The sequence below is a fragment of the Janthinobacterium sp. TB1-E2 genome (genome assembly GCF_036885605.1).
GTDB lineage: Bacteria > Pseudomonadota > Gammaproteobacteria > Burkholderiales > Burkholderiaceae_D > Janthinobacterium > Janthinobacterium aestuarii.
The window spans coordinates 4062898-4088309 of sequence record NZ_CP142523.1 but is presented as its reverse complement, the minus strand read 5'-3'; the positions used below and the strand labels follow the sequence as shown (position 1 = coordinate 4088309).

23 protein-coding genes are annotated in these 25412 nt (G+C 62.9%); 15 read left to right on the top strand and 8 right to left on the bottom strand.

The window, feature by feature from the left end; all coding sequences use genetic code 11:
* Nucleotides 1-343 precede the first annotated feature (343 nt).
* Nucleotides 344-649: a hypothetical protein gene (locus tag OPV09_RS18365; protein ID WP_128142854.1), complete on the top strand. Its 306-nt coding sequence runs from the start codon at nt 344-346 to the stop codon at nt 647-649.
* Between the two features lie 181 nt (nt 650-830).
* Here OPV09_RS18365 and OPV09_RS18360 read toward each other — a convergent pair whose 3' ends face one another.
* The 4 genes from OPV09_RS18360 to OPV09_RS18345 form a co-directional block, all read right to left on the bottom strand.
* On the bottom strand, nt 831-1016 hold the full coding sequence (locus OPV09_RS18360; RefSeq protein ID WP_338679033.1) for a hypothetical protein: 186 nt from the start codon (nt 1014-1016) through the stop codon (nt 831-833).
* Between the two features lie 74 nt (nt 1017-1090).
* On the bottom strand, nt 1091-2785 hold the full coding sequence (locus OPV09_RS18355) for a hypothetical protein (protein ID WP_338679032.1): 1695 nt from the start codon (nt 2783-2785) through the stop codon (nt 1091-1093).
* A gap of 12 nt (nt 2786-2797) precedes the next feature.
* Entirely contained in the window at nt 2798-3475 is a 678-nt protein-coding gene (locus tag OPV09_RS18350) for a UPF0149 family protein (protein WP_338679031.1), read from the bottom strand.
* Between the two features lie 130 nt (nt 3476-3605).
* Nucleotides 3606-5111, bottom strand: coding sequence for a peptide MFS transporter (locus tag OPV09_RS18345; RefSeq protein ID WP_034755379.1), 1506 nt, complete (start codon nt 5109-5111; stop codon nt 3606-3608).
* A gap of 311 nt (nt 5112-5422) precedes the next feature.
* Between OPV09_RS18345 and ppnN the strand changes: the two genes are divergently transcribed.
* From ppnN to OPV09_RS18290, 11 genes are all read left to right on the top strand, one after another.
* Nucleotides 5423-6793: a nucleotide 5'-monophosphate nucleosidase PpnN gene (ppnN, locus tag OPV09_RS18340; protein WP_046683005.1), complete on the top strand. Its 1371-nt coding sequence runs from the start codon at nt 5423-5425 to the stop codon at nt 6791-6793.
* A 194-nt stretch (nt 6794-6987) separates the two neighbouring features.
* A complete protein-coding gene (locus OPV09_RS18335; RefSeq protein ID WP_338679030.1) occupies nt 6988-8037 on the top strand; it encodes a LacI family DNA-binding transcriptional regulator in 1050 nt (349 codons plus the stop codon).
* A 223-nt stretch (nt 8038-8260) separates the two neighbouring features.
* On the top strand, nt 8261-9067 hold the full coding sequence (locus OPV09_RS18330; protein ID WP_338679029.1) for a transporter substrate-binding domain-containing protein: 807 nt from the start codon (nt 8261-8263) through the stop codon (nt 9065-9067).
* Between the two features lie 90 nt (nt 9068-9157).
* Nucleotides 9158-9850 (top strand): amino acid ABC transporter permease, encoded by a 693-nt coding sequence (locus tag OPV09_RS18325; protein ID WP_128142858.1) that lies wholly within the window; start codon nt 9158-9160, stop codon nt 9848-9850.
* Between the two features lies 1 nt (nt 9851).
* Nucleotides 9852-10502: an amino acid ABC transporter permease gene (locus OPV09_RS18320; RefSeq protein WP_034755387.1), complete on the top strand. Its 651-nt coding sequence runs from the start codon at nt 9852-9854 to the stop codon at nt 10500-10502.
* A complete protein-coding gene (locus OPV09_RS18315) occupies nt 10489-11223 on the top strand; it encodes an amino acid ABC transporter ATP-binding protein (protein WP_034755389.1) in 735 nt (244 codons plus the stop codon). Before OPV09_RS18320 ends, OPV09_RS18315 begins: the two co-directional genes overlap by 14 nt.
* Nucleotides 11220-11966: a sugar phosphate isomerase/epimerase gene (locus OPV09_RS18310; protein WP_338679028.1), complete on the top strand. Its 747-nt coding sequence runs from the start codon at nt 11220-11222 to the stop codon at nt 11964-11966. Before OPV09_RS18315 ends, OPV09_RS18310 begins: the two co-directional genes overlap by 4 nt.
* Nucleotides 11963-12910: a sugar kinase gene (locus tag OPV09_RS18305; protein WP_338679027.1), complete on the top strand. Its 948-nt coding sequence runs from the start codon at nt 11963-11965 to the stop codon at nt 12908-12910. The genes OPV09_RS18310 and OPV09_RS18305 overlap by 4 nt, the downstream gene beginning before the upstream one ends.
* A gap of 20 nt (nt 12911-12930) precedes the next feature.
* Nucleotides 12931-13890 carry a D-glycerate dehydrogenase gene (locus OPV09_RS18300; RefSeq protein ID WP_338679026.1) on the top strand — a complete coding sequence of 320 codons (960 nt, stop codon included), beginning with the start codon at nt 12931-12933 and terminating at the stop codon, nt 13888-13890.
* A 58-nt stretch (nt 13891-13948) separates the two neighbouring features.
* Nucleotides 13949-14947, top strand: coding sequence for a porin (locus OPV09_RS18295; RefSeq protein ID WP_338679025.1), 999 nt, complete (start codon nt 13949-13951; stop codon nt 14945-14947).
* Nucleotides 14948-14959: 12 nt separating this feature from the next.
* Nucleotides 14960-15961: a Gfo/Idh/MocA family oxidoreductase gene (locus OPV09_RS18290; RefSeq protein ID WP_338679024.1), complete on the top strand. Its 1002-nt coding sequence runs from the start codon at nt 14960-14962 to the stop codon at nt 15959-15961.
* Between the two features lie 70 nt (nt 15962-16031).
* Here the strand turns inward: OPV09_RS18290 and lysS are convergent, their stop codons facing one another.
* The 4 genes from lysS to OPV09_RS18270 all read right to left on the bottom strand — a co-directional run bounded on the left by lysS (nt 16032) and on the right by OPV09_RS18270 (nt 19493).
* The gene (gene lysS, locus OPV09_RS18285; RefSeq protein ID WP_034755402.1) at nt 16032-17561 is read right to left on the bottom strand and encodes a lysine--tRNA ligase; all 1530 of its coding nucleotides are present in this window, start codon (nt 17559-17561) and stop codon (nt 16032-16034) included.
* An 18-nt stretch (nt 17562-17579) separates the two neighbouring features.
* Nucleotides 17580-18275, bottom strand: a complete 696-nt coding sequence (locus OPV09_RS18280) for an HAD family phosphatase (protein WP_331776339.1) — start codon at nt 18273-18275, stop codon at nt 17580-17582.
* Between the two features lie 2 nt (nt 18276-18277).
* Nucleotides 18278-19382, bottom strand: a protein-coding gene (gene prfB / locus OPV09_RS18275; protein WP_115057524.1) for a peptide chain release factor 2 whose coding sequence is annotated in 2 segments (ribosomal slippage) — nt 18278-19300 and nt 19302-19382 — 1104 coding nt in all. Because the reading frame shifts where the segments join, the coding sequence is not laid out codon by codon here.
* Nucleotides 19299-19493, bottom strand: a complete 195-nt coding sequence (locus tag OPV09_RS18270) for a hypothetical protein (RefSeq protein WP_338682418.1) — start codon at nt 19491-19493, stop codon at nt 19299-19301. The genes prfB and OPV09_RS18270 overlap by 84 nt, the downstream gene beginning before the upstream one ends.
* Nucleotides 19494-19584: 91 nt before the next feature.
* On the opposite strand from OPV09_RS18270, the gene OPV09_RS18265 reads away from it, so the two are divergent.
* The 3 genes from OPV09_RS18265 (at nt 19585) to OPV09_RS18255 (ending at nt 25405) form a co-directional block, all read left to right on the top strand.
* Entirely contained in the window at nt 19585-21615 is a 2031-nt protein-coding gene (locus OPV09_RS18265) for a bifunctional 2',3'-cyclic-nucleotide 2'-phosphodiesterase/3'-nucleotidase (RefSeq protein ID WP_338679023.1), read from the top strand.
* The gene (locus OPV09_RS18260; protein WP_338679022.1) at nt 21612-22100 is read left to right on the top strand and encodes a hypothetical protein; all 489 of its coding nucleotides are present in this window, start codon (nt 21612-21614) and stop codon (nt 22098-22100) included. The genes OPV09_RS18265 and OPV09_RS18260 overlap by 4 nt, the downstream gene beginning before the upstream one ends.
* 167 nt (nt 22101-22267) lie before the next feature.
* Complete coding sequence (locus OPV09_RS18255) at nt 22268-25405, top strand: heparinase II/III domain-containing protein (RefSeq protein ID WP_338679021.1); 3138 nt, start codon at nt 22268-22270, stop codon at nt 25403-25405.
* Nucleotides 25406-25412 lie beyond the last annotated feature (7 nt).

Here is a 25412-nt window from a genome sequence, read left to right as displayed (position 1 = left end):
TAATTGTCCGATATTTAAAGGAATAAATGATACGTATCCTTTCTGTCTTAATGTTAATGTCGGCAATTGTTGGATGTGCGACCTCCAGTACCGGACCAGTTGCAGCTGGGCCTGATACCTTTGTTGTTTCTCGTCAAGCTGGCGCATTTCCGAGTGGAAGGGAGCCACTTCTGGCAGAAGCCCTTGTAGAGGCAAATGCCAAATGTGCGACTGTCGGGAAAGCAATGAAATTGTTATCGATCGTTGAAAACCCCGGGCCTTATGTCTTCGGGAATTACCCGAAGGCTACCGTTATATTTTCGTGTACGTAATTAAAAATAAACTCAATGGGATATTGTTTGGTATGAAGAAATCTGTTTTTGTCTCTTTTTCCTTGTTGGCCGCGTTATCCGGCTGCGCGACGCAGTTAGATGTTGGTGCGGAAAAAGTACGTATAGTAACGGCTACTCAAAAAGAGTATTGTGAATCGTTGGGCATCGTTAGTACAGATCAACAACTTGGACTCAATAAAGCGTCCAATTCGATGAATAAGGCAATTAATGAAGTTGCACGACGGGGTGGGAATGCGATATTTTTGGTTTCGACGGGAACGAGCGGTTTGGATGGCGTAGCAGTCACTGCTGAAGCTTTGCGCTGCAAAAGTCGCTAGTTGCTTCTATTTTAAGTCTGAATGACCTGCCGATACCACCAAGGCTTGATTTTTCTACTACTGCCCGAGTCAGGCCGTAGCGATAGCAGCAATGCACAGTATATGGCCACACGGACCGATGACTTTTACATTCTTGCTTACCTCGATTGATTCATTGTCGAGTCATTTTTTCGTTATTGCCTCAGGTGGGTGGGGCTGGGGCAAACCACACCCGCAGCTCATCCTCGGCCCTCCGCGCCGTTGCCTGCGTCAAGGTCAGCACGATGATCTTTTCCCGCGCCGGGCGGTGGTCATCGCCGACGGCCAGTTCGATGGCTTGCTCGAAGCTCGTGTAGCCGTGGCCGAATTCACGCGGGCATTGCTGCACGATGCGCGCCGCCTTGTCGGCGTTTCTGTCCGCCAGGTTGACGATGGGATTGCCGTCATGGAATGGCTGGCCGGCTAGATGCCGAACACTTTCAATATCGCGTCCGTAACACCCTCGAACCAGCTGCCCACCTTGCCCGGCTGCTTGCCATGGCGCGGGGTTTCTTCGTACAGGTAGACGCCGTTGCCGCCATCGAAGCGGTCGTTGAGCAGCGCCTGCTGGCCGCGCAGATAGGGGATGAAGGTTTCGCTGCGCAGGGTCGAGTACAGCACGTCGGTGCTGAAACCCAGAGTGGCGGACTGGCTGATGGAGCGTCCCTGGCCGGCCCGTTCCAGGCGCACGCCGCGGCAGCCGCGCACGATCAGGGTGACGGGGCCGCGAAAGACGATGAAGCGCAGCTGCAGGGTGAGCCAGGCGTGCAGGCTGCCCAGGCGCCAGTGGCTGCTGATCGCCAAAGGCTGACCCGCATCGGCAATCAATCCGACCAGGCCCCGCGGCTGGAATACCAATGCGCTGCCGGCCGGCAGGTGGAGGATCGCCACTTCCAGCAGCGGGTCGTCGCTGGCGGATATCGTCACGGATGCCGGCTCGCTGCTTTCCAGCCGGGTCAGCGCCACCATGCCGGCGGCCAGGCTGGTGAACGGGAAGCGCCAGTCCAGCAGCCATTGCGTGCGCTTGGTGCTGCTGACGGGCGACGATTGCAGGTATTCGGGATGGATCAGCATCCGCTGGCCAGGCTGCAGCAGCAATGCTTGCGAGACGGCGGAAATGCGCGATTCGCCCTGCGGCGGCAGGGGCAGGGAGGTGCCATTGATCTGCAGCTCGCGCGCGATCGACAGCGGCGGCAAACGGGCAGCAATGGGCGCCAGCACGAAGTAAAAGAAGGCCTTGATCGCCACGGGCAGCAAGATGGCCGACAGCACCAGCAGGGCGGCCGTGGGCGCCACGTCCATGACGGGTGCGCGCCAGCGGGCGATCCAGTTGCGCGCCAGTTGCGTTTCGCCGGCCGCGATGGCCTGTTGCACGGGCGCCAGCGCACCGGCCAAGGCTTGCTCGTCGATGGCAAATGGCACCGGACGGGCGGCGTTGCCGGTACGTCCGTGCTGCGTTACCCAGGCCTGGTAGGCTTGCAGGTTGATCTCGCGCAAGCGCTGGCCTTGCGCTTCAAGCTGCGACAGCTGCGCATAGGCGTCGCTGCCGGGCAGGCGCGCCGCCAGCGGGTGCCGCGCTTCCAGTTCCCGGCGCTGGCGCAGATTGGCTTGCAGCGCGGCATACGCGCGCACATGTTCCGCGTGCAGGCGCGCCAGCGTCTGCCGCGCATCTTCGCCGTTGACCGCCGCTTGCAGGGCCGTCAGATAGCGGGCTTCCTGCGCCAGTACTTCGATCTCCACGCGCCGCGTGGCTTCTTCCTGCGCGTGCAGGGCCAGGGTGTGCGTGTCGGGCAGGGGAAGCGTAAACAGCGACGGTTGCTGCCGCGCGCGCAAGGTGGTCAGTTGCGCCTGCACTTGGGCCAGGCGCGTGGCGATGGCCGCTTGCGAGGCCTTTTGCAAGGCGTTGACACGGGCCGTGGCGGCAGCGGCCAGGCCGGCGGTGTGGCTATCGGCGCCATCGGCGGCCAGCCTCAGTGCGGCCATGGCCTCGCTGCCGGCGCTGTAGGCGCGCCATTCGGCCAGCAGCATGCGTCCGGCCAGCAGGATGACGATGAACAGCGCGAACTGCAGCGCGTGGCGCAGCAGGAAGCGCAGGATAGCCGTCAGCAGCTGGCGCAAGGAGATACCGTCTTAGGCGGCCGCGCTATCGGCGTCGGCGCAGCATTTTTTGTACTTCTTGCCGCTGCCGCAGTGGCACGGGTCGTTGCGGCCCGTCTTCGGCAGTTCGCGCAAGACCGTGGCGCCGGGCTGGCTTTGTTTCAGGTGGCGCTGGCGCGCCCAGGCCGCGTTGATGGCGATGACGGCGGGAATCACGCCATCCATGGCTGTTTCAGCCGCATCGTCATCGAGTTCGCTGGCCGTGGCCAGGTGCTGGAACGGCGCCAGGTATTGCGGATGGCTGACGGCCAGGGCCGCCCACTGGGGCTTGTCCAGGCTCGTGCCAAGCACAAAACCGGCGCACCAGGCGGGCACGCTCCATTCGGGGCCGCACACATAGATGGGCTCGAAGCTGTCCGGGTCCTTTGCCAGCCATTCGACCATGTAGGCGTGGTGGCGCTGCGCCAGGCTGGCCGCCCGTTCGCTGGCCTCGTCCTGTGCTGGCAAGACGCTGCCGGTCGCCTTGTCCCACACCCACGGCAGCCACTGTTCCGGCGCGATCTGTTTCGGGCTCAGGGCGACGGCCGTGAGAAAACCTTCCAGCATCGATACATCCATGGCGCGGTTTTCCAGCGCAGGCGCGGCCAGCAGGGTGTCGAGTTCGGCGTATTCGTCGTCGGAGAGGGGCGTGGTGGTGGAGATGCTGGACATAATATTCTTTGGTGATGTGGGTGGAGTGGCCGGCGGCCCTGGCCGTATTGTACCGCCCGGCCGGGCAAAAACCGGCGCTGGAATGAAAAACGGCGGCCCGCAGGCCGCCGTTGTCAGCTAAGGCAGTAGCTTACTTCACGCCGTGCATCAGTTTGTTGATCAGCGGTGCGATCAGGAACAGCACGACACCGGCGCCCAGCAGGGACCAGAAGCCGAAGGTGTAGCCGGACAGGGCCGACTGCACCGACATGCCGCTGGTGCCGCTGACGTGGCTGGCGAAGATGCCCGACAGGTTGTTGCCGATACCGGTCGACAGGAACCAGCCGCCCATGCCCAGGCCGACCAGGCGCACTGGCGCCAGCTTGGTGACCATCGACAGGCCGATAGGCGACAGGCACAGCTCGCCGATCGATTGCAGCACGTACACGGTGGTCAGGGTCCAGAACGGGATCTTGTTATCGGCGCCAACCAGGCTCGACAGAGCGAAGATCAGCAGGCCGAAGGCCAGCGCATTGCCCAGCAAGCCCAGGCCGAATTTGCGCGGAATCGAAGGATTGACGTTGTGGCGCGCCAGGAAAACCCAGATGGCGGCGATGATCGGCGCGAAGACGATGATGGCGACCGAATTGACGGTCTGGAAGTAGGCGGTCGGGAAGATCCAGAAGCCCAGGTCGCGGTTGACGATCTTGTCGGCCAGGAAGGTAAACGAGCTGCCTGCCTGTTCGAAGAACATCCAGAACAGGATGTTGAAGACAAAGATCAGCAGCATGGCGATGACGCGGTCACGCGCAACTTTACCGTTGCGTATGCCTTCGATCATCAGCATCACGGCCAGGCCGACGAACAGCACGGTCAGGACGATTTGCAGCTTTTCAGCGCCGACGGTCAGCAGGAAGTACATCAGCGGGATCACGCACAGGGAACCGACGGCCACCCAGACGACGCGCATCGGGTTGCCGGAACCGGCTTCCGGAGCGCCGATGCCTTTCAGGGCGCGGCGGCCGATGGCGAACCATACCAGGCTAATCAGCATGCCGAAACCGGAGGCCATGAAGACCATCTTGTACGACGGCATGGCGCTGGTGCCGAAGATCGACTCGGCCAGCCACTGGGTGAAGACAGGGGCAACCATGGCGCCCATGTTGATACCCATGTAGAAGATCGTGAAGCCGCTGTCGCGGCGCGGATCGGCTGTCGTGTACAGCTTGCCGACCATGGTCGAGATGTTCGGCTTGAACATGCCGTTACCGACGATCATGGTGGCCAGGCCCAGGTTGAAGATGTCCTGGTTTGGTACCGAGATGCAGAACAGGCCGGCAGCCATGAAGACGGCGCCCAGCAGGATCGAGCGCTGGTAACCGATGACACGGTCGGCGATGTAGCCGCCGAACAGGGCGCCGGCGTACACCAGCGCGAGGAAGGAACCGTAGGTAAGGTTGGCCGCTGCCTGTCCCGAACCGTCGCCAGCGTGGAACTGGGCCACGATGTACAGGACCAGCGCCCAGCGAACTCCGTAGAACGCGAAGCGTTCCCAGAATTCAGTCATGAACAACATCCACAATGGGCTTGGATGGCCCATAATCTGCTTGAACTCGGGAATAACGGCTTCCTTGTTGGGCGTAGTCGCACCGCTCATGCGGTTCCTCCTGAAAAATTATTATAGTCAATCGATACAACAAACTTATGGAAGTCTGCGGGCGGCGGGGACTCTCATGAAGAACCTCACGCACGGGAATTCCAATAGGCTGGCATTCTAATCTACAAATTGCGCTGAGCGAAGGTTTCGATTCGCATTAGCAAGAATGACTGTTTCATATTAGTCAAACCGGTTTGCAGGCAAGGGCGGGCCCGGCGATTTTGCGGCGGCACAGCACAACTTGCCTGACTTGTCGTATATTAAGGCTGCAAGACCTTCGAGCATCGATTTTTAAAGGGATTTTTCGCATTATGGAACACGACGTTATCGATACTCTGGTTTCACCGGAAGGCCGCCTGGACGTGCTCTCCAAGACTGAAGTCAACAAACTGCTCGACACCAGCCAGGGGGGCCTGTACAACACCTTCCGCCGCTGCGCGCTGGCGGTCTTGAATTGCGGCAGCACCATCGACGATGGCCGCGCCCTGCTGGAGCGCTACCAGTCGTTTGAAATCTCGATCATCCAGCGCGAGCGCGGCATCAAGCTCGACATCAAGGGCGCGCCGGCCATCGCCTTTGTCGACGGCAAGATGATCAAGGGCATCCACGAGCACCTGTTTGCCGTGCTGCGCGACATCATCTTCGTCAGCGATGAAGTGACGGGCAACCCGAAATTCGACTTGCAGAGCACGGAAGGCGTGACGGACGCCGTCTTCCACATCCTGCGCAACGCCAACGTGCTGCAAACCCAGCTCAACCCGAACCTGGTCGTGTGCTGGGGCGGGCACTCGATCAACCGCGCCGAATACAACTATTCGAAGGAAGTGGGCTACCAGCTGGGCTTGCGCGGCCTCGACATCTGTACCGGCTGCGGCCCCGGCGCCATGAAGGGCCCCATGAAGGGCGCCACCATCGGCCACGCCAAGCAGCGCCTGCACAATGGCCGCTACCTGGGCATCACCGAGCCGGGCATCATCGCGGCCGAGTCGCCGAACCCCATCGTCAATGACCTCGTCATCATGCCGGACATCGAAAAGCGCCTGGAAGCGTTCGTGCGCGCCGGCCACGGCATCGTGGTGTTCCCCGGCGGCGCGGGCACGGCCGAAGAGATTCTGTATATCCTCGGCATCCTGCTGCATCCGGACAATGCCGAGATTCCTTTCCCGCTGATCTTCACGGGCCCGGAAACGTCGCGCGAATACTTCGTGCAAATCAACCAGTTCATCCACGACACCCTGGGCCCGGAAGCGCAGCAGCGCTACAAGATCATCATCGACGACCCGGAACTGGTGGCGCGCGAAATGCTCGAAGGCATCCGCCAGGTGCGCGAATTCCGCAAGGCGCACAGCGACGCGTATTACTTCAATTGGCTGTTGAAGATAGACCACGAGTTCCAGAAACCGTTCCAGCCCACGCATGAAAACATGCGCAACCTGAGCCTGCACAAGAACCAGCCCACGCACTTGCTTGCAGCCCAGCTGCGCCGCGCGTTTTCGGGCGTGGTGGCGGGCAACGTCAAGGATGACGGCATCCGCTCGATCGAAAAGTACGGCAACTTCGAGATCCACGGCGACAAATCCATCGCCGGCCCCATGGATGCGCTGCTCGCTTCATTCGTGGCGCAGCACCGCATGAAACTGGCGGGTACGGCTTACGTGCCGTGCTACACCGTGGTCCAGTAAACAGTCTTGAAACCACCGCGCCGCCCGTCCCCTGCGTTTGCAAGGGGCGGGCGGCGCCTTTACATTGATGCCCCCATCTTGTTCCTTCGCCGCCACAGGCAATCAAATCGCTTGCGTCATCGATTCGTGGGTGCTATCTTTGGAACCGGTTCCAAAATAAAAATATGCAAGTCAACAGGTAGTGGAGAACAAGCTTGGATTCAGTACACGGCAATAAAAAAACAGTGTCCGGCGAGCCGGCGCGGCCCGTGACCATCGCCCAGGTGGCGCGCGAGGCGGGCGTGTCGAAGACCAGCGTGTCGCGCTTTCTCGGCGGCGAACTCGATGCGCTGTCCGAGAACATCCGCCAGCAGATCACCAGCACCATCGCGCGCCTCGGCTATCAGCCGAACCAGATGGCGCGCGGCCTCAAGCGGGGACGCACGCGTTTGATCGGCATGGTCGTGGCGGACATGCTCAATCCCTACACGGTGGCCGTGCTGCAAGGCGTGGAAGCGGCTTGCCAGCAGCATGGCTATACCTTGATTTTATGTAATACCGGCAATGACGAACAGCGCGAACGCCAGTCGCTTGCCGCGCTGCGCTCGTACAGCGTGGAAGGGCTGATCGTCAACACGCAGGGACGCAATATCGAGTCGTCCGACTTGCAGCAGGCGGGCATGCCCATCGTGCTCGTCGACCGCCGCATCGAGGGCGCCGATTTCGACCTGGTGGGCCTGGACAATGTGCAGGCGGGCCGGCTGGCCACGGCGCACCTGATCGAGCAGGGTTTCGACGCCATCGCCTTCGTTGCGCCGCCCTTGACTGGCGTCAGTTCGCGCCTGATGCGCGCCGACGGTTTCCAGTCCGTGATGGCCGAGCATCCGGGCTGCGTGGGCGAAGTACTGGCGGTGGACCTGGACGACCGGCCCTCCATCGATGCGCAGGTGCGTCTATGCCTGGCGCAATGGCGCGGCCGCCGGGTGGCGCTGCTGGCCTCGAACGGCATGGTGGCGCTGGAACTGGCACTGATGCTGCAGCGCCTCGCATTGCGCATGCCGCAGGACGTGGGCTTGCTGGGCTTTGACGAATTGCCATGGTCGCCGCTGGCGGGCCTGAGCACGATCGAGCAGCAGACATACGAGATCGGGTTTTCGGCGATGACGTGCATGCTGTCGCGCCTGCAGGGCGAGCAGTGCCCGCCGCGTGAGGTGCTGTTGCCGGGCAAGCTGATTGTGCGCAACTCCACCCGGGGCGGCGACTGACGGGGAAGAGGGCCTTGCCCTTTTTTTTGGGAAGGTTATGGAACCGGTTTCATAGATTGTATTCAGCCAGGAAAGGGGCATGGATAGACAGGCAGGGCAATGGTTGGCAGGAGCTTGAAATAAGTTGAAACGACACGGCAAGAGACGAAATAAATCGTCCATTTGACAATATTCCCGGAAGTGCCTCGACGAGGCCGGTACCGGGATCACAGGAGACTGAAGCATGAAGATGACGACACTGTTTTACGCGAAATTCGTGGCCTGCGCGCTGGCAGCAACATGCGCCTTCGGTGCGGCGGCCGACGCCGGCGCCCAGACGCTTGGCGACCTGATCAAGAAAGGCAAGCTGACCATCGGCGTGGTCAGCGGCACGCCGCCGTTTGGCAGCATCGACGCCAAGGGCGTGCCCGTCGGCTATGACGTCGACGTCGCCAACCTGATCGGCAAATACCTGAACCTGCCCGTGGAAATCGTCCCGCTGACGGCGCCGTCGCGCGTGCCGTCGCTGGAATCTGGCAAGGTCGACTTCCTCGTGGCGACCCTGGCGCCCACGCCGGAACGGGCCAAGACCCTGATGTTCACCATGCCCTACAGCGCGTTCGAGCTGGCCATCGTCGCCCCGGTCGGCGGAAAATTCAAGGCCCTGGCCGACTTGAAGGGCAAGAAGGTGGGCGTGACGCGCGGCACCACGAATGACACGGCGCTGAGCCGCATGGCGCCGGCCGGCACCAGCATCGTGCGTTTCGAGGATGACGCCACCGTCACCCAGGCCTTGCTCAGCAAGCAGGTCGACGCCGTCTCGATTCCCAGCACAATGGCGCTCGACATCATCAAGACGCGCGGCGCGGGCAAGATCGAGGTCCGCTTCTCGTACTCGCTGCAACCGAACTCGATGGCCGTGCGCCGCGGCGACTTCGAGCTGCACCAGTGGCTCAACAACTTCATCTACTACGTCAAGCTGAACGGCGAACTCGATGCCATCGCGCGCAAGTGGAGCGGCGCGCCGCTGCCGGCGCTGCCGACCTTCTGATACCGCAACCCGCACAGCGATAGTGCTCGTCCGCACGGCGCGCCGCCATGGTGGCGCGGCCGGGGACGCGCACGTAGAAAGGAGTTGAGTATGCCGTATGAATTTCATTTCGAACTCGTCATGCAATCGCTGGACCGCCTGTTGTGGGGCGCGGCGCTGACGATACGCCTGAGCGCCCTGTCCATGGTGCTGGGGCTGGCGGTGGGCGTGTGCGCCGCCGTCATCCTGAAGAACGGTCCCGCCTATGCCCGCGCGGTGGTGCGCGCCTATGTCGAGATCATCCGCAGCACGCCGTTCCTGGTGCAGCTGTTCATCATCTACTTCGGCTTGCCGTCGCTGGGCCTGCAGCTCGACGCGAACGGCGCCGCGCTCGTCGCCATGACGGTCAACCTGGGCGCCTATGCGGCGGAAATCGTGCGGGCCGGCATTGGCGCCGTGCATCCGTCACAGCTCGAGGCGGCCCAAGCCTTGGGCATGACGCGCTGGCAGGTGATGCGTCACGTGGTGCTGCTGCCGGCGCTGGAAAAAGTGTATCCGGCGCTGGCCAGCCAGTTCACCCTGATGATGCTGGCCTCGAGCGTCGTGTCGGCCATTTCCGCCGAAGAGCTGACTGCCGCCGCGCACCTGCTCGACTCGGAAACCTTCCGCAGCTTCGAGATCTACATCGTCGTGATGGTGCTGTACATCGTGCTGGCCCTGCTGTTCCGCTTCAGCTTCTGGGTGCTGGGCCAGATCGTTTTCAAACGCCGCCGCCGTCTGGGCGCGGTGCGCATGGGAGCATGACATGATCAGTGATTTTTCCTGGGATAACCTGCAATTCCTGCTCGAGGCCACGCGCTGGACCATCGGCCTGTCGCTGATCGTCTTCATCACGGGCGGCATCGCCGGCTTCGCGGTGGCGCTGCTGCGCACGGCGCGCAGCCCCTTCCTGCGTTTCATCAGCGCCCTGTACATCCAGCTGGTCCAGGGCACGCCCGTGCTGATCGTGCTGTTCCTGACCTATTACGGGCTGGCCCTGTTCGGCTACAAGCTGTCGCCGGTCATCGCGGCCGGTGCGGCGATGACGATCTTTGCCAGCGCCTACCTGGGCGAGATCTGGCGCGGCTGCATCGAAGGCGTGCAGCGGCAGCAGTGGGAAGCATCGGCCGCGCTGGCGCTGAACCGCTACCAGCAGCTGCGCTACGTCATCCTGCCGCAGGCGCTGCGCCATTCGCTGCCGCCGACCGTGGGCTTCATGGTGCAGATCATCAAGAACACGTCGATCACCTCGATCATCGGCGTGGTGGAACTGACGCGGGCAGGGCAACTGGTCAGCAATGCGACCTTCCTGCCGTTCATCGTCTTCCCCATCGTCGCCCTGATCTACTTCGCGATGTGCTATCCGCTGTCGCGCTACAGCCATTCACTGGAAAGGAAATTCCATGCCCATCGTTGAAATCGACAATATCAGCAAGAGCTTCGGCGCCAACCACGTGCTCAAGGGCGTGTCGTTCGCCGTCGAGCGGGGCCAGGTGATCGCCGTGATCGGCCGCAGCGGCTCCGGCAAGAGCACCATGCTGCGCTGTATCAACGGCCTGGAAACCATCGACAGCGGCAGCATCGTCGTGGCCGGCCACACGCTGACGGCGCGCCAGGAACACCTGCTCGACTTGCGCAAGGATGTCGGCATGGTCTTCCAGAGCTACAACCTGTTCCCGCATCTGACCGTGGAAGAAAACGTCATGCTGGCGCCGCGCATCGTCAAGAAGGTGCCCGATGCGCAGGGCCGCGCCACGGCGCTGCGCGTGCTCAAGCAGGTGGGCCTGGATCACAAGCGCGAAGCCTATCCCGAGCAGCTGTCGGGCGGCCAGCAGCAGCGCGTGGCGATCGCCCGTTCGCTGGCGATGGAGCCGCAAGTGATGCTGTTCGACGAAGTGACGTCGGCGCTCGACCCGGAACTGACGCAGGAAGTACTGAAGGTGATGGAAGAGCTGGCGCAGGCGGGTATGACGATGCTCCTGGTGACGCACGAGATGGAGTTCGCCCGGCGCATGGCCGACGTCACCGTCTTCATGCACCAGGGATTGGTGTGGGAAAGCGGGCCGTCGGAAGCCTTCTTCAGCAACCCGCAAACGCCCGAAGCGCGCCAGTTCGTCGGCGCGGGAGCGATCAAGTGAGCCCCGTCCTGGTGGCGGCGTCGGCCTACGGCGCAAGCAGGGTAAGGCAGCTGGGGCAGAGCCATTTCATCGACGTGGTGGCCGATGCGGGCGGCGCCGGCATCGAGATCCGCCGCGAACTGTTCACGTCCGACTTGCCGGACCTGGCGCGCATGGGCGCGGCGGTGGCTGCGCGCGGCCTGTACTGCGTGTATTCCACGCCCATCGAATTGTGGGATGCGGACGGGCGGTTGCAGCACGAACTGCTGCGGCAGATGCTGGACGAGGCGGCGCGCCTGGGCGCGCGCTACCTGAAGGTGTCGCTGGGCCATTACCCGGCCGCGCCTGACTTGCCGGACTTGAAGGCCCAGCTGGAGGCCGCGCCCGTGGCGCTGCTGGTGGAAAACGACCAGACGGCGCATGGCGGCAAACTGGCGACGATGGCGCGCTTTCTGGCGGCGGCGCACGACATCGGGCTGCCCGTGGGGCTGACCTTCGACATCGGCAACTGGCGCTGGGTGGGCGAGGACGCGCAGCAGGCGGCGCGCCTGCTGGCGCCGTACGTGCGCTATGTGCACTGCAAGGCCGTCCTGGACGACGGGGGGCGGCTGTCCGCCTGCGCCGTTTCCGACGCCGATCCGGCCTGGCGCACCGTCTTCGCGCACTTTACGCCGGGCGTGCAGCGGGCCATCGAATTCCCGCTCGAGGGCGCCGACCTGGTGGCCGAAACGGGCCGCTATATTCAGATACTGGAGGCTGCATGATGAAGCTTGACGTTGTTACCTACGGCGAGGCGATGGCGATGTTCGTTGCCGAGCAAACGGGCGATCTGGCGACCGTGGCGCACTTTACGCGCCGCCTGGCCGGCGCCGAGACGAATGTCGCCATCGGCCTGGCGCGCCTGGGTTTGAAAGTCGGCTGGCTGAGCCGCGTGGGCGACGACTCGTTCGGCCGCTTCATCCGCGCCAGCGTGCAGGCCGAGGGCGTCGATTGCAGCCGCGTCGTTGCCGTCGCCGGCCAGTCCAGCGGTTTCCTGCTCAAGGAAAAGGCCGAGAACGGCGCCGATCCGCTGGTCGAATACTTCCGCAAGGGTTCCGCCGCCAGCCGGCTGGCGCCCGAACACTTCGACCCCGCCTATTTCCTGTCAGCGCGCCACTTGCACGCCACGGGCGTGGCTGCGGCGCTGTCCGAGACCAGCCTGGCGTTCGCCGGCCAGGCGCTTGACTTCATGCGCGCCAACGGCCGCACCGTGTCGTTCGACCCGAACTTGCGGCCCTCGCTGTGGCCGTCGCAAGCCGTCATGGTGGAACAGATCAACCGTCTTGCCGCCAAGGCGGACTGGGTGCTGCCCGGCCTGGGGGAGGGAAAAATTCTCACCGGCCACGACTTGCCGCACGACGTCGCCGGCTTTTATCTGCAGCAGGGCGCGCGTCTCGTGGTCATCAAGCTGGGCGCCGAGGGCGCCTATTACCGCACGGCCGAGGGCGACAGCGGCATGGTGCCGGGCGAGCGCGTGGCCAACGTGGTCGACACGGTGGGCGCCGGCGACGGCTTCGCGGCCGGCCTGGTCAGCGCCTTGCTGGAAGGCTTGCCGCTGGCGCAGGCGGTAGGGCGCGGCAACCGGGTCGGCGCCTTCGCCATCCAGGTGGCCGGCGACATGGAAGGCTTGCCGACCCGCGCCCAGCTCGACGCGCTGGTCCCATCTTGAACCGAACAGGGGAAACACTCGTGAAAAAACATGTGGTTGTCTATAAAAAGCTGGCCGAGCCGCTGCTGGCGCGCCTGCGGGCCGAATGCGAGGTGACGTACTTCGAAGCGATCGACGCGGGCAACCGCGCCGCATTTGCCGCCGCCATCCGCGGTGCGCACGGTTTGCTGGGCGCCAGCGTGCGCCTGGACCGCGAACTGCTGGACCCGGCCGCCAATCTGCGCATCATTTCCACCATTTCCGTGGGCGTCGACCAGTTCGACGTCGATTACCTGCGCGAACGGGGCATCTTGCTGGCCAATACGCCGGACGTGCTGACGGAAACGACTGCCGACACGATCTTTGCGCTGATCCTTGCCAGCGCGCGGCGCGTCGTCGAACTGGCTGAATTCGTCAAGGCCGGACGCTGGACGCGCAGCGTGGGCGAGAGCCAGTACGGCGTCAACGTGCACGGCAAGACCATCGGCATGCTGGGCATGGGCCGCATCGGCCGCGCCGTCGCCCGCCGGGCCGCGCTGGGCTTCGGCATGCAAGTGCTGTACGTGAATGGCGAAGCTGTGCCCGAGGTGGAGGCGTCGCTGGGCGCGCGACAGGTGGCGCTTGACGACTTGCTGGCCGGCTCCGATTTCGTCTGCGTCGTGCTGCCGCTGACGGCGCAGACGGAACGCATGATGGGCCGGCGCGAGTTCGCGCTGATGCGCCCCGGCGCCATCTTCATCAACGGCTCGCGCGGGCGCATCGTCGACGAGGCGGCGCTGATCGAGGCGCTGCGGCAGGGCACCATCCACGGCGCCGGTCTGGACGTGTTCGAGCGCGAACCGCTGGCGCCGGACAATCCGCTGCCGGGCATGGCCAACGTGGTGGCGCTGCCGCATATCGGCTCGGCCACGCATGAAACGCGCTACGCCATGGCGCAGCAAGCCGTGGACAACCTGCTGGCCGGCCTGCGCGGCGAGCGTCCGCGCTACCTGGTCGGCTAAGAGCAGTATCAATAAAAAATAGACAGGGAAAGAAATGAAGAACAAGGTAGCAAGGGCAATGATCATCGGCGCAGGCGCTTGCGGCGGCCTGTGTAGCGCGCAGTCGAACGTGACCATGTATGGCATCGCGGACCTGGGCGTGGTGTCCGAGAACGGTGGCCCCGGCGGCAGGGTACTCAAGGTGACGAGCGGCATCGCCAACGGTTCGCGGCTCGGTTTCAAGGGCAGTGAAGACCTGGGCGGCGGCACGACGGCGATATTTACCTTCGATGCGGGCATCCTGGCCGACACGGGCGCATCGGCCCAGGGCGGCCTGCTGTTCGGACGCCAGGCTTTCGTCGGCTTGAGCAGCGCGGCGGGTACGCTGCGGCTGGGCCGCCAGTACACGTTCATCGACAGCAGCCTCGGGGCGCTGGACCCGTTTTACCTGGGTTTCGCGGGCAGGATAAGCAATGTCTTCACGGCCGGCTACATCAGCCGGGTCGACAACAGCATCACCTACAGCTCGCCCGTGCGCGGCGGCCTTTCCGGCGAACTGGCGTACGGCTTCGGCGAAGTGCCGGGCGACGCCTCGGCCAAACGCTACGCGGGCGCGGCGGCCACCTATGCCAGCGGGCCGCTGTATGTGCGCATGGCGCACCAGGACGCCAATACGCTGTCGACCGCGCTGGTGGCGGGCAGGGCGAGGAACACGGTGCTGGGCGCCACCTGGGACTTCGGCGTGGTCAAGGCGCATGGCGCCGTTGCCGTCAGCAAGAGCACGGCGGGCGCCGCCACCACGGTCGACAGCGCGGACCTGATGCTGGGCGCCACGGTGCCTGTCGGGCCGCACAGAGTCCTGTTCTCCTACGTGCGGCGCGACGACAGGCGCGCCGCCAACGGTGACGCTACCCAGATCGGCATCGGCTACACCTATGCGCTGTCGAAACGCAGCACCTTGTATGCGGCCTACGCGCACATCGACAACCGCAACGGCGCCGCCTATGTGGTGGGCAACGCCACCGACAACGGCACCGGCAACCAGGCCTGGAACCTCGGCCTGCGCCACACTTTTTAAGGGGAGAATCGAATGAAGAAAACCGGATGGATACTGGTCGGCGCCAGCACCGTGGCGCGCGAATGGATGGTCGACGCGATCCGCCAGCAGGGCGACGCCGAAGTGCTGGCCGTGGTCAGCCGCGATGCCGCGCGCGGCGCCGCCTTTGCCGAACAGTTCGGCATCGCCGCCAGCTACACGGACCTCGATGCGGCGCTCGCGCATCCGGGGGCGGACGCGGTGTACATCAGCACCACCAACGAGCTGCACATGGCGCAGACCTTGCAGGCGGCGCGCGCGGGCAAGCACGTGCTGTGCGAAAAGCCGCTGGCGCTGAGCCTGGAAGACGCGCGCCGCATGGTGGACGGCTGCGCCGAAGCGGGCGTGGTGCTGGGGATTAACCATCACCTGCGCAACGCGGCCAGCCACGGCAAGGTGCGCGAGCTGATACGCGCCGGCGAGATCGGCCAGCCCCTGTATGGCCGCGTGCTGCACGCGAACAACCTGCCGCAGCATTTGCGCGGCTGGCGCCTGGACGCGCCCGAGTCGGGCGGCGTCACGCTCGACATGTTCGTGCACGATGTCGATACCTTGCGCTTCCTGCTCGACGCGGAACCGCGCCACGTCACGGCTTGCGCCACCAGCGGCGGCATGACGGTGGCCGGGCTGGAAGAGGGGCTGATGGCCGTCATCGAGTTCGACAACGGCGCCCTGGTGCAGGTGCACGACGCGTTCAACGCGCCGCATTCGCTGTCCGGAGTGGAAATCATCGGCACCAAGGGCACCATCTTCGCCACCGGCGTGATGACGCAGCGCCCCGTCGGCACCATCAGCCTGACGCGCGACGGCGGCAGCATCGATATCCCCGTCGAGCATGAAAACCTGTACGTGCGCTCGGTGCGCGCCTTCCAGCGCGCCATGCGCGGCGAAGGACAGCCGGCCGCCACCGGTGACGACGGCATGCGCGCGCTGGCCACGGCATTGGCGGCGCAGCAGGCCAGCCGCAGCCACCAGCGCGTGACCCTGGCCGGCTGACACGGCCGCAGACGTAAAAGAGCCGCCTGATCGCAAAATCAGGCGGCTTTTTATCGGCTTGCGTCCGTGATTACTCTTCGCGGCGCAGATGAGGGAACAGAAGGACGTCGCGGATGTTCGGCGAATCCGTGATGATCATCATCAGGCGGTCGATGCCGATGCCGCAGCCGCCGGCTGGCGGCATGCCGTATTCCAGCGCGCGGATGTAGTCGGCGTCGTAGAACATCGCCTCTTCATCGCCGGCGTCCTTGGCGGCCACTTGTGCCAGGAAGCGGGCCGACTGGTCTTCCGCATCGTTCAACTCGGAGAATCCGTTGGCGATCTCGCGGCCGACCATGAACAGCTCGAAGCGTTCGGTGATGCCGGCCACCGTGTCGGACGCGCGCGCCAGTGGCGACACTTCGACCGGGTAGTCGATGATGTAGGTCGGTTCCCACAGCTGCGCTTCAGCCGTTTCTTCGAACAGCGCCAGTTGCAGCGCGCCCAGACCGGCCGTGGCGAACGGCTTGACGCCGAATTTCTTCAGCTCTTCCTTGATGAAGTCCGCATCGTTCAGCTGCTCCGGCGTGTAGCCCGGCGCGTACTTGTTGATCGCTTCGACGATAGTCAGGCGGTGGAACGGTTTTGCCAGGTCCAGCTCGCGGCCGCCGTAGGTCAGGGTGGCGGTGCCGTGCGCGTCGATGGCGGCCTGGCGGATGACGGCTTCCGTGAAATCCATCAGCCATTTGTAGTCGGTGTAGGCCGCGTAGAATTCCATCATCGTGAATTCAGGATTGTGACGGATCGACACGCCTTCGTTGCGGAAGTTGCGGTTGATCTCGAACACGCGGTCGAAGCCGCCCACGACCAGGCGCTTCAGGTACAGCTCGGGCGCGATGCGCAGGAACATCTGCATGTCGAGCGCATTGTGGTGCGTGATGAACGGCTTGGCCGCCGCGCCGCCAGGAATGGTGTGCAGCATCGGCGTTTCCACTTCCATGAATTCGTTCTTTTCCATGAAGCGGCGGATCGACGAGATGGCGGCGGTACGCGCCTTGAAGGTGCGGCGCGTCTCTTCGTTCATGATCAGGTCGACGTAGCGCTGGCGGTACTTCGTTTCCTGGTCGGCCAAGCCGTGGAATTTGTCCGGCAGCGGGCGCAGCGACTTGGTGATCAGACGCAGTTCCGTGACCTTGATGGTCAGCTCGTCCGTCTTGGTCTTGAACAGGGTGCCTTGCACGCCCAGGATATCGCCCAGGTCATAATGGTGCAGGGCGGCCATGGCCGCTTCGCCGGTGAGGTCCAAGGTGGCGTAGATCTGGATGCGGCCATCGGCTTTCGGGCCGGATGCGTCTTGCAGGGTGGCGAAGGCGGCTTTCTTGCCAGCTTCGCGCTTGAGCATCATGCGGCCGGCCAGCACCACGTGTACGGGGTTTTCTTCCAGCTCTTCGCGCGTCTTGCCGCCGTATTGCGCGTGCAGATCGGCCGCCTTGTGCTCAGGGCGGAAATCGTTCGGGAAGGCGACACCTTGTTCGCGCAGTGCTGCCAGCTTGACGCGGCGCTCGGCGATGATCTTGTTTTCATCGGGGGCGGCGGCTTGTTCTTGGATATCCGTAGTCATGGTGTTCTTCGTTGGTGATTATTGATGATGTGGTGCCAGCGCTGGCGCCACGCTGGCAAACAGTGCGTCGACGTCGAGCGAGGAGAAATCCGGCACGATGGCAATGACGTTGTCGAAGGCGGCAAATGCCTCGGCCGGCAGGGTGGTGGTGAGTACCACGACGCGCATGCCGGCACGGCGCGCCGCTTCCACGCCCAGTGGCGCGTCTTCAAAGACGATGCAGTTGTGCGGCAGCGCGCCGGCCAGCAGCGCGCCTTTCAGGAAAACGTCCGGGTGCGGCTTGCCCCGTTCCACGTCGGCGGCGCCGACGATGGCGTCGAAGCGGTGGCGCAGGTCCAGGCCGTCGAGCGTGAACGCGATGTTCTCGGCCGGTGCTGCCGTCCCGACCACCAGCCCCACGCCAGCCTGCCGCGCGCTGGCGATCAGCCGGTCGAAACCGGCGACTGTCGCCAGGTGCGGGCCATACAGTTCGCGGTAGACGATTTCCTTTTCAGCCAGCAGGGTGACGTGGTCGGCATCTTCGCCCAGGTATTTGGCGATGATTTCATGTCCCTGCCGTCCTGCCGTGTCGCGGAAAAAGGCGTCCGCATCCAGCGCATGGCCGTGGCGTTCAAAGAACGCCAGCCACGATGTCGTGTGGAAGGCCATGTTGTCGACGATCGTGCCATCCATGTCGAACAGGAAGGCGCGCTGCGCTGGAGCGGGTGCGTTCATCCTTATACGCCTTGCTTGAGCGAGGCGGAAATGAAGTCGTCGATGTCGCCATCGAGCACGCCCTTGGTATTGCCCGTCTCGAAACCGGTGCGCAAGTCCTTGATGCGGGACTGGTCCAGCACGTAGGAGCGGATCTGGTGACCCCAGCCCACGTCCGTCTTCGAGTCTTCCAGCTTTTGCTGTTCGCTCATGCGCTTGCGCAGTTCATGCTCGTACAGCTTCGCTTTCAGCATTTCCATCGCTTCGGCGCGGTTGCGGTGCTGCGAACGGTCGTTCTGGCACTGCACCACGATACCGGTCGGCGCATGGGTCATGCGGACGGCGGAGTCGGTCTTGTTGATGTGCTGACCGCCGGCGCCCGACGCGCGGTAGGTATCGACGCGGATGTCGGCCGGGTTGACGTCGATCTCGATCGAATCGTCGACTTCCGGATACACGAACAGCGACGTAAACGACGTATGGCGGCCGTTGGCCGAGTCGAACGGCGACTTGCGCACCAGGCGGTGCACGCCCGTTTCCGTGCGCAGGAAGCCGTAGGCGTGATCGCCCTCGACCTTCAGGGTGGCCGTCTTGATGCCGGCGACCTCGCCGTCGGACTGCTCGAGGATTTCGACCTTGAAGCCCTTGCGTTCGCAATAGCGCAGGTACTGGCGCAGCAGCATCGAAGCCCAGTCCTGGGCTTCCGTACCGCCGGCGCCGGCCTGGATGTCGATGAAGCAGTTGTTCGGGTCCATCGGATTGTTGAACATCCGGCGGAATTCCATGCTTTCGATGACCTTGCGGATTTCCTGCACGTCCTGCTCGATCGCTTCGAGCGTGTCGTCGTCGCCTTCTTCGCGGGCCATGTCGAACAGGTCGCGGGTGTCGCGCAGATCGGCATCGGCCTTGGCCAGGGTGAAGACGATGGCTTCCAGCGCCTTCTTCTCTTTACCGAGGTCCTGGGCGCGTTTGGGATCGTTCCAGACGGTAGGATCTTCCAGTTCTTCGTTGACTTGCTCTAGTTTCTCCGACTTGACAGTGAAGTCAAAGATACCTCCGAAGTTCGGCTTCGCGGACCGTCAGGTCGTTGAGCAGGGCGGAGATGATATTGATGCGTTCGGCTTCCATAATGTTCTGGTCTTCTATGGTGAAATCAAACCCTGAATTATACGCGAGCGCGGCGCGTTTCTGATGCCGGCGGTGCCGAATCGATGCCGCACAGGGCAATAAAATCATCATTTCGCTGTATTTGCGACAATATTTTTGCCTTGATAGGGGCTGCCGTGCTGCGTATGATGCTGGCGATATTGTCTTTCCACAGGAATACATCATGCTTCAATCTCCCCGTCTTGCCCTGTTACCGTTGCTGCTGGCCGGCTGCGGCACCTTGCCGCCCGCCGCCACCGGACCGGTCCAGCCGCTGGCCGCGCCGGCCGGCAGCAGCGCCACCCTGGCCCTGCTCGAGACGACGGACTTGCACGCGAATGTGCTCAGTTATGATTACTACAAGCTGCAGGCGGAGCCGTCGATCGGCCTGGAACGCACGGCGGCCCTGATCGCCCAGGCGCGCGCGCAGTTCCCGAACAACCTTTTACTCGACAACGGCGACACCATCCAGGGCACGGCGCTGGCCGACTATCAGGCCCTCGTGAAACCGCTGGCCTGCGACCAGACCCTGGCCATCTACAAGGCTATGAACCTGTTGAAAGTGGACGGCGGCGGCATCGGCAACCACGAATTCAACTATGGCCTGGCGTTCCTGAGCCAGGTGACGGGCAACCGCTTCGACGTCGACAGCGTCGACGCCGGCAAACCGCGCTGCGCTGGCCCCACGTTCCCGCAAGTGCTGGCCAACGTCTACAGCGTCAAGACGGGCCAGCCCCTGTTTGCGCCATACCACATCATAGCCAAGCAGATCACGGCAACCGGCCCCGATGGCAAGCCCGTTACGAGCAGCGTGAAGGTGGGCATCATCAGCTTTGCGCCGCCCACCATCATGGCCTGGGACAAGCGCTGGCTCGAAGGCCGCGTTTACACGCAGGGCGTGCGCGAGACGGCGGAAAAATTCATCCCCGAGATGCGCGCCAAGGGCGCCGAACTGGTGGTGGCGATCTCGCACGGCGGCCTCGATGACAGCCCGTATTCGCCGAGCATGGAAAACGGTAATTACTACCTGTCGCAAGTGCCGGGCGTGGACGCCATGCTGATCGGCCACTCGCACCAGCTGTTCCCGAACGCCGCCAGCACGGTGCCGCAATTTAATTTGCCCGGCGTCGACAAGGTCAAGGGATTGGTCAATGGCGTACCCACGGTGATGGCCAATCTGTGGGGCAAGCACCTGGGCGTGATCGGCCTGCGCCTGCGCCACGACGGCAAGCAGTGGGTCGTCGACAAGAGCGCCACGACGGTGGAAGCGCGCGGCATCCAGAACGCGGACAAGAGTTACGTGCAGCCCGATCCTGCCATCGCCAGACTGGTGGCCGAGGAACATGCGGCGACGATTGCCTACGTGCAGACGCCCGTGGGCAAGACGGACTTCCGCATGTCGACGTATTTTGCCGACGTGGGCGACGTCAGCGCCATCGAGGTGGTGAATCAGGCGCAAGCGGGCTATCTGGCCGCGTATGTGAAGGCGAACTTGCCGCAGTTTGCGCACTTGCCCGTGCTGTCGATGTCGTCGCCGTTCAAGAGCGGTTCGGCCGGCGTGTCCGACTACACGGACGTCAAGGCGGGAAATGTGGCGCTGAATAACGCGGCCGATCTGTATTTGTATCCGAATGCGCTGTACGGCGTGAAGATGAATGGCGCGGACCTGAAAGCCTGGCTGGAACAGTCGGCGCAGCGTTTCAATACCATCGACCCGAACAAGCTGGAAGCGCAGGAATTGGTCAATACGGCCCATCCGAGCTACAACTTCGACGCGATCACGAGCGCGGACGTGTGCTACCAGATCGACGTCACGCAGCTGCCGGGCCAGCGCCTCAAGGGCCTCACGTACAAGGGCAAGCCGGTGGACGCCAGCCAGGAATTTTTGATCGCGACGAATAACTACCGCGCCAGCGGCGGCGGCAATTTCCCTGGCCTCGACGGCAGCAAGACGGTGGTGGCTTCGCCCGACAACAACCGCGAACTGCTGATCGCTTACGTCACGCAGCAGAAAAACCTGACACGCGCGAAAAACGGCTCGGCGCGCAGCTGGCGCTTCGCCAAGGTGGCTACGAAAGGCCCCGTGGTTTTCCACTCGGCGCCAAACGTGATCGACCTGGCGAAAGCGGCCGGCATCGACAACGTCACTCAGCTGAAGGCTGACGACGGCGCTGGCAAGGGCTTTGCGCTGTACCAGCTCGACCTGTCGAAATGATGCTGGCAAACTTGCTGCTGGCCGCCGCGTTGGCGTCGCCCGTTGTGGCCGCGCCCGATCTCACGGCCCGGGCCAAGGTCCTGATGCGCGCGGGAGAATCGACCCAGCCGCAGGCACGCGCCCTGTTCGAGCAGGCCGCGGGGCAGGGCAGCGGCCCGGCCGCATATTACCTGGGCCTGATGCACAAGAACGGCATGGGCGGCCCGCAGGACGGCGCCGCCGCGCTGCGCTGGCTGGAACTGGCCGCGCAACGCGGCGTGGCGCCAGCCATGTTCATCGTGGCGAACATGCTGCTGGACAGCGATGAGGTGCGGGCGCGTTACTGGCTAGACGCCGCCTGCGACCTCGACTACCCGGAAGCGCTGCAGCAGAAATCCGTGGCCCTGGCCGAGGGGCAGATGGGTTATGCGCACAACGAGGAGCAGTCGTTCCTGTATCTGAAGATGGCGACGCATGCGATGGGGCACCGGTCCGCCGAGCCGTAATGATGCGGCTGGGGAATTGCTTATTTTTCTCAAGAAATATTAATTTTCTTAAATAGCGTCCTTCCTTATATTTTATTTCTCTTCATTGTAAATTTATTATCAATCAAGGAATATTCATGGCATTATACTGTAGATATCTTTTTGATAATATTGAATAGAGGAAGCGCATGGCATTCCGGGCAAAGGCAAGGCAATCTTTCCCCCTCGTGAGTCGGAGGGCGCTGGCGAAGAAATGGCGGCATGCGGGCCTGGGCCTGCTGCTGGTGGCGATGGCATCGTCGGCCGTGGCGCAACTGCCGGCGCCGCTCAAAGCCGGGCATCCCAAGTTGTTCCTGACGCAGGCGGGAATTGATGGACTGAAACGGCAATTGCCATACTATCCATCCGCTAAATTTCCTGCAGTTAAAGGCAGCATACAATTCAGTTTGCTGGCAAAGCACAAGGATAGCCAGGATGGCGGTGATCAAGCCATTTTTGGACAGTACCGCGGCACGAATAACACCATCCTCGTCCGTCATGTGGATCACCTGGACACGCCCGGGACGATCAGTCTGCAAATTATGTTTATCGGCAAGCCGACATCTCCGTCGACCACGACAACGATGTCGTCGACCGTCGTTCATCTTAAGGCGGACGCGTGGACCGAGATCAGGGTGGCGTGGGACGCCCAGCTGCATGCGATCGATATCAAGGTTAATGGCCTCCCGGTGCGTGCATTTTGGGGCAAGGCCGACGCTCCGTTCACCGACTGGACGGCGAACGAACAGATATTCGATGTCGGTGCGCGGCGCAATGAAGTCATGAGTAATTTCATCTTGCGCGACGGCCAGGGACAGGAATTGATGCAGCATGCATCGCTCGATACCGGTCTGAGAAAGTCCTGGACCGATTACCGTGATGCCGCCGACATCCGCCTGGCGGACATCCGCAGCTGTGCCACGATCGCACCGACGTCGTCCGACTACCCGAAACCATGCAAGGTGGCGACCGGACATCGTGGAACGATTTATGAAAGCGCGCAATTGCTGTCCATGGCATGGCTGCTAACGGAGCAGGACAAATACAAGCAGGGCCTGCTGACGTATGTCGACATGTTGCTGGCGAGCCCGCTTCCCGCTGGTAATGAATGGTCGATGGGCGGCAGGGTGGCCGCCATGGGCCTCGTCTATGACTGGCTGTTTGATCTGATGGGCAGTGAGAATGTGCCTGCCGCACTGGGTACCGGGTCTTACCGGTCCGCATTGGCGCAGAGGATCAAGGACACGATTGCTGCTGAAAATACGGCAGTTGTGGGCGACCATCTCGTGGCATCCATGTGTGGCAGCAAGCAGCACTTGCGCGACACGAGTACAGTCTTCGATTGCGAGCAGAAACCCATATATGAACACTGGAACCGCACTGATGGACCCTCAGTAGCCCAATACTATGTCAGTGGCCACGCCTTCAGTGCCGTGACAAACATGGCGGTGGGATTGCTGGCCATCGCGGAAGAGTATCCCGAAGTCGTGCCGATGATTGACACGGCGTATGCGCATTTCGACAAGGGCTTCATGGCCGCGCGCGCCGCCATTTCGGCCGATGGCGGCCATCAGATGGGCTTTGCCTATGGCGTGTCGAGCATCCCCGAGCGCTTGTTGCTGTGGCGTACGGCGCTCGATAATTCAAATGGTACGCCGCTGTTGCAGGCGGATTGGCAGGCGCAGCTGCTCTATCCGTATATCTACGGTTTGCGTAGCGACAGTCTTTTTCCTGCCAGCGGAGACAATTATGATTTGCGTGTAGGTAATCCACTGCTCGGACAATTGTCGCGTGGCGTGGCCAGTGCTGGCGATGACGGCGTGGCCTGGTCTTTTTACCGCGAGCAAGTGGGCAAGCGTACTTACTGGAACGACGAGATCCTGGAGCGTTTGTTCTGGCCAGCGGAAGTGGCGGCCGTGCCGATAGCAAGCTTGCCCTTGGCGCGCCATTTTCGCGTGTCGGGCCAGGTAGTGATGCGCGACACGTGGGAGTATGCGAATGCCACTTTGCTGGACTTCAAATCCTCCTCGTTCGCGGCACAGAATCACCAGCACGCCGACCAGAACAGTTTTGCGCTGTATTACAAGGCGCCATTGCTGCTCGATACGGGCTTGTACGATAGCTATGAAAGCGTGCACTGGTGGAATTACTACACACGCAGCGTGGCGCACAACACGATCACGGTCTACGATACGGCGGACGATCAGACTGAGCGTCTCATGACGGGGACGAGCGGCCTGAGCCGCGATGGCGGACAGTGGATGCAAGCGCTGCAACAGAACTATCCGACGATAGACGAGATACAGCCCGGTGGCGTCAATGCCCTCGATGGCATCGTGCGCTATGAAAATACGCCGGAATATACCTATACCAGTGGCAATGCCAGCAAAGCCTATTCGGCAACGCGGCTGGATCGCAACAATGGTTTCGTGCGTCAAGTGCTGTTCCTGCGCCAGCCGGCATTCTGGAGCAAGCCGGTGACGGTGATCTTCGATAGCGTGCGCAGCAAACGCGGCTTGCCGGCCACGTTCTTGCTGCATACGGCGCACGATCCGGCGGCCAATACCGCCAGTACCAGCAATCTGGGGGATGGCCGCTACAAGCTCGGCTACAGCGCGGGACAGCGGCGCATCGCCACCGTGCGCAACGGCGAGGGCATGCTGATCGTGCAAACCGTACTGCCAGAAAATGCTGTCGTGCATAAAGTTGGTGGCCTTGATCATGATGGCACCGTGTGTAGGCAGATGAGTCCGGTCACGGCGAACCAGTCGATGCCCAGCAGCGGCGATTGCCGCTTCATGGTGCGCCGTCGCCAGGCCGATGGCAGCGACCTGTGGTTCAACCACCCACCACAAAAGAGCGAGCAAAAGACCACCAATGAGGATGTGGGTGTCTGGCGTCTGGAAGTCACATCGCCTACCGCGCTCGCCGTGAATGGCCCCGAATATTTCCTGCACACGCTGTTTGTCGCCAACAACGATGGTTCCACAGGCACAGCGCAGCCGCCCGATACGCGGCGCCTGGCGGCCGCGGCCAACACCGAGGCGCTGTTGCTGGGCAGTCAGCTGCAGGTGCTGTTCAACCGCGACGTGGCGCCAGCTGCCCGCATGGACTGGACTTCGCCGTTGGCCGCCGGCGCCATCCTGGCCACGGGCCTGAAACCGGGCGTCCATTATGCGTTGACGTCGGCAGCGGCGGGTAGCGCCTTTGCCAGGAGCCTGGTTGAAACGCAGGAAGGGACAGGCACGCATCTGAGTTCCGACCAGGGCGTGCTCAGTATCGAGTAAGCCGCTT